General features: G+C 62.1%; 7 protein-coding genes and 1 pseudogene. 7 read left to right on the top strand and 1 reads right to left on the bottom strand.

Translation table 11 applies throughout. From position 1 onward, the window contains the following. A pseudogene (locus KH208_RS14790) lies at positions 1 to 162 on the bottom strand (pyridoxal 5'-phosphate synthase lyase subunit PdxS); the annotation flags it as partial. 244 nt (positions 163 to 406) lie between these two features. On the opposite strand from KH208_RS14790, the gene KH208_RS14785 reads away from it, so the two are divergent. The 7 genes from KH208_RS14785 (at position 407) to ilvC (ending at position 6,365) form a co-directional block, all read left to right on the top strand. Next, positions 407 to 1,306 carry a hypothetical protein gene (locus tag KH208_RS14785; RefSeq protein ID WP_291437576.1) on the top strand — a complete coding sequence of 300 codons (900 nt, stop codon included), beginning with the start codon at positions 407 to 409 and terminating at the stop codon, positions 1,304 to 1,306. Further along, on the top strand, positions 1,303 to 1,959 hold the full coding sequence (locus KH208_RS14780) for an HAD family hydrolase (protein WP_291437574.1): 657 nt from the start codon (positions 1,303 to 1,305) through the stop codon (positions 1,957 to 1,959). Before KH208_RS14785 ends, KH208_RS14780 begins: the two co-directional genes overlap by 4 nt. A gap of 37 nt (positions 1,960 to 1,996) precedes the next feature. After that, the gene (locus KH208_RS14775) at positions 1,997 to 2,299 is read left to right on the top strand and encodes a YggT family protein (RefSeq protein WP_062251399.1); all 303 of its coding nucleotides are present in this window, start codon (positions 1,997 to 1,999) and stop codon (positions 2,297 to 2,299) included. Positions 2,300 to 2,493: 194 nt separating this feature from the next. Then, positions 2,494 to 2,724 carry a DUF465 domain-containing protein gene (locus KH208_RS14770; protein ID WP_291437571.1) on the top strand — a complete coding sequence of 77 codons (231 nt, stop codon included), beginning with the start codon at positions 2,494 to 2,496 and terminating at the stop codon, positions 2,722 to 2,724. 18 nt (positions 2,725 to 2,742) lie between these two features. After that, positions 2,743 to 4,434, top strand: coding sequence for a biosynthetic-type acetolactate synthase large subunit (gene ilvB, locus KH208_RS14765; RefSeq protein ID WP_291437569.1), 1,692 nt, complete (start codon positions 2,743 to 2,745; stop codon positions 4,432 to 4,434). Between the two features lie 131 nt (positions 4,435 to 4,565). Further along, a complete protein-coding gene (ilvN, locus tag KH208_RS14760; protein ID WP_291437567.1) occupies positions 4,566 to 5,054 on the top strand; it encodes an acetolactate synthase small subunit in 489 nt (162 codons plus the stop codon). 309 nt (positions 5,055 to 5,363) lie between these two features. After that, positions 5,364 to 6,365 (top strand): ketol-acid reductoisomerase, encoded by a 1,002-nt coding sequence (gene ilvC / locus KH208_RS14755; protein WP_062251400.1) that lies wholly within the window; start codon positions 5,364 to 5,366, stop codon positions 6,363 to 6,365. The last annotated feature ends 274 nt before the right edge of the window (positions 6,366 to 6,639 follow it).

Genomic DNA, 6,639 nt, shown 5'->3' with positions numbered 1-6,639 from the left:
GGCGGCGCGGATGTCGGCCGGCACGCGTTCCAGGGCCATGACGGCGCAAGCGCCCGCTTCCTCGGCGATTTTCGCCTGTTCCGGGGTGGTGACGTCCATAATGACGCCGCCCTTGAGCATTTCGGCAAGGCCGGTCTTGAGGCGGATGGTGCCCTGTTCCATAGCTGTACTCCTTCTATGCCGGGCGAGGGGGCCCGGCTGGTGATTTGGCTGGCGCCGCGCGTGCCCGCGGCGGTGCTGGCGTGTATATATGCGATATTCCTCCAGCTGACAATAGATGCCGGAAGCGCCGCCGCGCCGGGCCGCCAAGCATTGACGGGCTTTCGCGGGCCGTGCCGGAGCGCGCGTTCCCGCTTGCGCTCGGGCCCGGCAACGGCTATGCTGATAAACTTCGAAGGAAAAAAGTATGAATGTGACCTTGTGCCTCAGATTGCCGTTTTTGCGCGGGCCGCTGCCCCGTGGGCTGGACCGGAGCGTTTCCGGCCCGGACAGCATTGCCGCTGCCGCTGCGCCGCTCTGGCCGGGGGCCCTGAGCCTCTGGCCGGGCCTGCCGGACGATCCCGGTTTCACGGCCGCGGGTTGGTATCACCCCGGGAACTATCCTTTCAATGAGCGCGAGGCCGTGGCCTGCCTGGCGGACCTGCGCCGGATGGACGAGGCGGCCCTTTCCGGCCTGCCTTTGGGCGCGACTGCCGCGGACAATGCCCGCGCCGCGCGCCGGATGGCCGAAATGGCCGTGGTGGAGGGCCTGGGCGGGCTTGCCGGAACGGACAGCCCGGATGCCGCGAAGAGGGCGGCCCTCCAGGCGGCGGAAGCCGCCCGCCGGGAGCGTCTGGAGCGTGAACAGGCCCAGAAGACCCTGCTCTGGCTCTGGCTGCAGGAGGAACGGCTGGCCGAACTGGATGAGCTGGCCCGGCGCTACGCGACAAATGCGGGCAGCCTGACCGCCGCTCTGGGCGTGGAAGAGGACGAAGGCCCGCGCGGTCTGCCTTTTCTCGGCGCTCCCATCGCTCTGGACCCGGCCCTGGTGCCGCCCTGGCGGCTGGCGGCGGCCAATGCCGCGTATTTTCTGCCCGAGGACGCGGCCCTGGCCGTGGAAGGCCCCATGCGAGAAGACCTGCTGGAGCGGCTTGAGTTCAGGCCAGCGCCGCAGCGGGCGGATATGCTGGGCTGTCCCGCGGAACGGGCCGGGGAGATTGTGGAAGCCCGCGCGCCGCTCTGGCGGGCGCTGGGGCATTCGCGCCCGGCCAGGCCGGACGGCCCTCTGGTTGCGGAACGCCTCTGGCTGACCTGGAGGCGGGCATGAGCGGCGCGCTTTTCCCCCACGGTCTGGGCGGCGTGATTTTTGATTGCGACGGCGTGATGATCAACTCCCGCGCGGCCAATGACGAATTCTACAACCGCGTGCTGGCCTATTTCGGCCTGCCGCCCATGACGCCGGAGCAGGAGGCCTATTCCTTCATGGCGACGGCGGGCCAGGCCCTGCGGCACATCCTGCCGAAGCGCCTGCACGGCGAGATCGACCGCGTGACCAGGGACGAGATCAATTACCAGCGCGACATCCTGCCCCTGTTGCGCCTCATGCCCGGCTTCCGCGAGTTCGCGGACGAACTGCACGGCAAGGGCGTGCGCATGGCCATCGCCACCAACCGCACGGACCAGGGCGTTCAGAGGGTTCTGGACTTTTTCTCCTTGCCCTCCTATTTTGATCCTGTGGTGACGGCGAGCAACGCCGCACCCAAGCCGTCGCCCGAAGGCGCATTGCGCATTTGTTCGGCCTGGGGAATGGAACCCCGGGATGCCCTTTTTGTGGGCGACAGCGTCCATGACAAGGAAGCCGCCGAGGCGGCCGGCGTGATCTTCGCGGCTTTCAACGGCGGCGGCCTGCAGGGCCGGATCATTGCGCCTGATTTCGCCGTGTTGCGTGACGCGTTGAGCCCGGCCCTGGCAGCGCGTTGATACATTCACGTTTCTATAAGGGTACTTCGGAGAACGCATGATTGTGCTTGCCAATACATTGAGCGCCATAGCTCTGGTGCTGGGTTCGCTCCTGAACATCTATTTCTGGATTGTGGTCATCGCCGCCGTGCTGACCTGGGTGCGGCCCGATCCTTACAATCCCATCGTGCGGACCCTGCGGCTTCTCACCGAGCCGGTCTTTTACCGGGTGCGCAAATGGCTGCCCTTTACCTATACGAGCGGCCTGGATTTTTCACCGGTGGTGGTGCTGCTGGCTATCGAGCTGATCAATCGCATTGTGATCGCCTCTTTGGCCCAGTACGCCCTTGCCCTGCATTAGGAGCTGTTTCTGCATTGATCCCCGGCTTCCGGCCGTCTCGACGCGCTTTTTGCCGGAAAGCCGGAATTTTTCAATCCGGAAGCAGCCCCTGGCCGAACGGCGTTGAAATTCCCATATTTCAAGGCCGGGACGCCTCAATACGGGCTTTTTGCGCGGATTGTCCGCGCTGAAACATCTAACACTGGAGATTTCTTATGGATCAGCATGAAATTGACCTGCTGGAAAAGTATGCGCCCACTGATCCGGAGCTGAAATCCCTTTGGGAAGACCATGTGCTCTACGAAAAGCAGGTGGAAAAGCTGGAAGGCAAGGCCTTCCGCACGCCTACCGAAGAGCAGACCCTCAAGCAGCTCAAGAAGCAGAAGCTGGAGGGCAAGACCAAAATGATGGACATCCTGGATCGTCTGAAAAAAGAAAGTAAATAAGCGGTTGAGGTGCCGGTCATGGAATGCACAGGTGCGCAGATTCTTCTTGAATCCCTGAAGCGTGAAGGCGTGGACGTGTTGTTCGGCTATCCGGGCGGCGCGGTAATCGATATTTATGACGAACTGCCGCGACATCCCGAGATCCGCCATGTGCTGGTCCGCCATGAGCAGGGAGCTGTGCACGCGGCTGACGGCTATGCCCGCGCCTCCGGCAAGGTGGGCGCCTGCCTGGTGACTTCCGGACCGGGCGCCACCAACACGGTGACGGGCATAGCCACAGCCAACAGCGATTCCATTCCTCTGGTGGTGATCACGGGCCAGGTGCCCACCAAGCTGATCGGCAACGACGCCTTTCAGGAAGTGGATATTGTGGGCATCACCCGCCCGTGCACCAAGCACAACTTCCTGGTCAAGGATGTGAGCAAGCTGGCCCTGACCATCCGCCAGGCCTTTTATCTGGCCCGCTCGGGCCGCCCCGGCCCGGTGCTGGTGGACCTGCCCAAGGACGTGGTCCAGGCCAGGACGGAATTCGTCTGGCCGGAAGATATCTACATGCGCAGCTACAATCCCACCTACAAGCCCAATCTCAACCAGCTGCGGCGCACGGTGGAGGAACTGGCCCAGGCCAGGCGTCCGGTGCTGCTGGCGGGCGGCGGCGTGATCATGGCCGATGCCGCCGAAGAGCTGACGGCGCTGGCGCGCAAACTGCAGATTCCCGTGGCCTGCACGCTCATGGGCCTGGGCGGTTTTCCGGCCACGGATCCGCTCTGGCTGGGCATGGTGGGCATGCACGGCACCTACGCCGCCAACCTGGCCATCAACAACGCGGATCTGCTGGTCTGCGTGGGCGCGCGCTTTGACGACCGCGTGACCGGCAAGCTGACGGCCTTCGCCTCCAAGGCGCGCATCGTGCATATTGACATCGATCCCACTTCCATTCGTAAAAACGTGGAAGTGGACGTGCCGGTGGTGGGCGACTGTCGGCAGGCCCTGTCCGGGATCATGGAAATCTGTGAGGCCAAGCTGGCGGGCAAAGACTGGGCAGGCGAGCATGCCGAATGGATCCACGCCGTGTCCGAATGGAAGGAAAGCAAGCCTCTTTGCTACCAGCAAAACGGCAACATCAAGCCCCAGCAAGTGGTGGAGGCCTTGCGCGAACTCACCCGCGGGGACGCCATCATCGCCACGGAAGTGGGACAGCACCAGATGTGGGCCGCCCAATTCTATTCCTTCACCAAGCCGCGCACCCTGCTGACCAGCGGCGGCCTGGGCACCATGGGCTATGGTTTTCCGGCGGCCATCGGCGCGCAGTTCGCCCTGCCGGACAAACTGGTCATCGCGGTGGCCGGGGACGGCTCCTTGCAGATGAACATTCAGGAACTGGCCACGGCCGTTTCCTACAAACTGCCGGTCAAAGTGGTCATTCTGAACAACCGCCATCTCGGCATGGTGCGCCAGTGGCAGGAGCTCTTTTACAACCACAATTACAGCTCCACCAACATGGAGGCCCAGCCCGACTTCGTGAAGCTGGCCGAAGCCTACGGCGCCGAGGGCTACCGCATTGAGAAGCCCGGGGATCTTCTGCCCGAGCTGGAAAAGGCCCTGGCCACGCCCAACCCCGCTTTTATCGACGTGGTGGTGGAGCGCGAGGAAAACGTCTATCCCATTGTGCCCGCCGGCGCGGCGCTGGATGAAATGCTGCTGGTGTAGGGCATTTCACGGCATATGAAATGCCCGCAGGGATTTGTCCGCAAATCCTTGCCGCCCAAACAGGCGCGGGCGGGCTTTGCCCGCCGCGGAGCGGCTGTTTGAAGCGTTAATTGCTCTATGGAGAGTTGGCTATGCAACGACACGTGCTTTCCGTGCTGGTGGAAAACGAACCCGGCGTGCTTTCCCGCGTGGTGGGCCTGTTCAGCGGGCGCGGCTTCAACATTGATTCGCTCAACGTGGCTCCTTCCCTTGAGGAAGGCGTCTCGCACATGACCATTACCACCTATGGCGACAGTATGATTTTGGAGCAGATCATGAAGCAGCTGCACAAAATCGTGTCCGTCATCAAAGTGATGGATTTTGCGGACATCGCCGCCGTGGAGCGGGAGATGATGTTCGTCAAGGTTCAGGCCGAAGGCCCCATGCGCGGCGAGATCCTGCGCACCGTGGAGATCTTCCGCTGCAAGGTGGTGGACGTCAGCACCAATGAGATGACCATCGAGGCCACGGGCGACCACGGCAAGCTGGAGGCCATCATCAGCCTGCTGCAACGTTTCGGCATCAAGGAACTGGCGCGTACCGGCTCGGTGGCCATGCGCCGCTCCAAAAAGGTGGATTGACGCGCCGCCCGCGAAGAGTCTAGAGCGGTTCAGGCATGAAATGCGTCAACCGCTCCGCAAGGATTTGTCCGCAAATCCTTGTCACAAAAGGCGGGCTTTGCTCGTCGTAAGCGAGTATTTCAAGTGTTAAGGGTTTGTGTGTCTAATTTTTTAAATTAGACACTGGCCGGTAAGCGGTTTCATTCCCCGGCGAAATGGGCCGGGGCGGTTTTGTCCGGAGGCCCGTTGCCTTTGTCCCCCATTTCCCCGCCGCGTGTGCGGCCAGGGATGTATTTTGTTTAACCGTGAGCGATTACAGAGGATGTTCAGATGAAAGTGTATTATGATCAGGATGCCGATCTCAATGTTTTGAAAAATAAAACCGTCGCCATCATCGGCTACGGCAGCCAGGGCCATGCCCATGCCCAGAACCTTCGGGATTCCGGGGTCAAGGTGGTCGTGGGCCAGCGCCCCGGCGGCGCTAACTACGAGCTGGCCAAGGAGCACGGCTTCACGCCCGTGTCCGCCGCCGAAGCGGCAGAGCAGGCCGATCTGATCATGATTCTGCTGCCCGACGAAGTGCAGGCGGCGGTCTATGAAAACGACATCAAGCCCCATTTGACCAAGGGCAAGGCCCTGCTGTTCGCCCACGGCTTCAACATCCACTTCAGTCAGATTCAGCCGCCCAAGGATGTGGACGTCTTCCTCATCGCGCCCAAGGGCCCCGGCCATCTGGTGCGCCGCACCTTCACCGAGGGCGGCGGCGTGCCCTGCCTGGTGGCTATCGAGCAGGACGCCACGGGCGAGGCCCTCAAGGTGGCCCTGGCCTATGCCAAGGGTATCGGCGGCACCCGCTCCGGCGTCATTGAAACCACCTTCCGTGAAGAGACGGAAACCGACCTCTTCGGCGAACAGGCCGTGCTTTGCGGCGGCGTTTCCGCGCTGATCAAGGCCGGTTTCGAAACCCTGGTGGAAGCCGGGTACCAACCGGAAATGGCCTATTTCGAATGCATGCACGAGATGAAGCTGATCGTGGACCTGATGTACGAGGGCGGCCTTTCGCGCATGCGCTACTCCATCAGCAATACGGCGGAATACGGCGACTATGTTTCCGGTCCGCGCCTGATCAATGAAAACGTGAAGAAGGAAATGAAGGGCGTGCTCAAGGACATCCAGAGCGGCAAATTCGCCCGCGATTTCATCCTGGAGGCCCGGGCCAAGTACCCCATGTTCCTGACCACCCGCCGCAACGAGTCCGAACACCAGATCGAGCAGGTGGGCAAAAACCTGCGCGGCATGATGTCCTGGCTCAAGAAGGACAAAAAAGACTAAGCGGCCGGGCCGTGTGGTCTTTTCAGGGAGCGCCAAAGGCGCTCCCTTTTTTCATGCTCAAAATGAGCGGGGAACCGGGGGCATGCCCCTGGTTCCCCGGACGGGCGCGCACTGTCCAAAACGCGCCCGTTTGCGGCCGGGGGCGGCGCATACCCCGGCCGCAAACGGAGAGGAACTCTAGGTTCAGGACTCGTTAATTGCCAACCATTTTATATCAGTGTATTTATAACGCCCGAGGTAAGTCATGAGCACACTGTTTTATCTTTCCACCGGG

The organism is Desulfovibrio sp. (genome assembly GCF_018379785.1).
Lineage (GTDB): Bacteria > Desulfobacterota > Desulfovibrionia > Desulfovibrionales > Desulfovibrionaceae > Desulfovibrio.
This window is presented reverse-complemented; position numbering and strand designations above follow the sequence as displayed.

Excerpts from the sequence above, each read along its gene's own strand:
- KH208_RS14785 (WP_291437576.1), top strand. The coding sequence starts at position 407 with ATGAATGTGACCTTGTGCCTCAGATTGCCGTTTTTGCGCGGGCCGCTG.
- KH208_RS14780 (WP_291437574.1), top strand. The coding sequence starts at position 1,303 with ATGAGCGGCGCGCTTTTCCCCCACGGTCTGGGCGGCGTGATTTTTGAT.
- KH208_RS14775 (WP_062251399.1), top strand. The coding sequence starts at position 1,997 with ATGATTGTGCTTGCCAATACATTGAGCGCCATAGCTCTGGTGCTGGGT.
- KH208_RS14770 (WP_291437571.1), top strand. The coding sequence starts at position 2,494 with ATGGATCAGCATGAAATTGACCTGCTGGAAAAGTATGCGCCCACTGAT.
- ilvB (WP_291437569.1), top strand. The coding sequence starts at position 2,743 with ATGGAATGCACAGGTGCGCAGATTCTTCTTGAATCCCTGAAGCGTGAA.
- ilvN (WP_291437567.1), top strand. The coding sequence starts at position 4,566 with ATGCAACGACACGTGCTTTCCGTGCTGGTGGAAAACGAACCCGGCGTG.
- ilvC (WP_062251400.1), top strand. The coding sequence starts at position 5,364 with ATGAAAGTGTATTATGATCAGGATGCCGATCTCAATGTTTTGAAAAAT.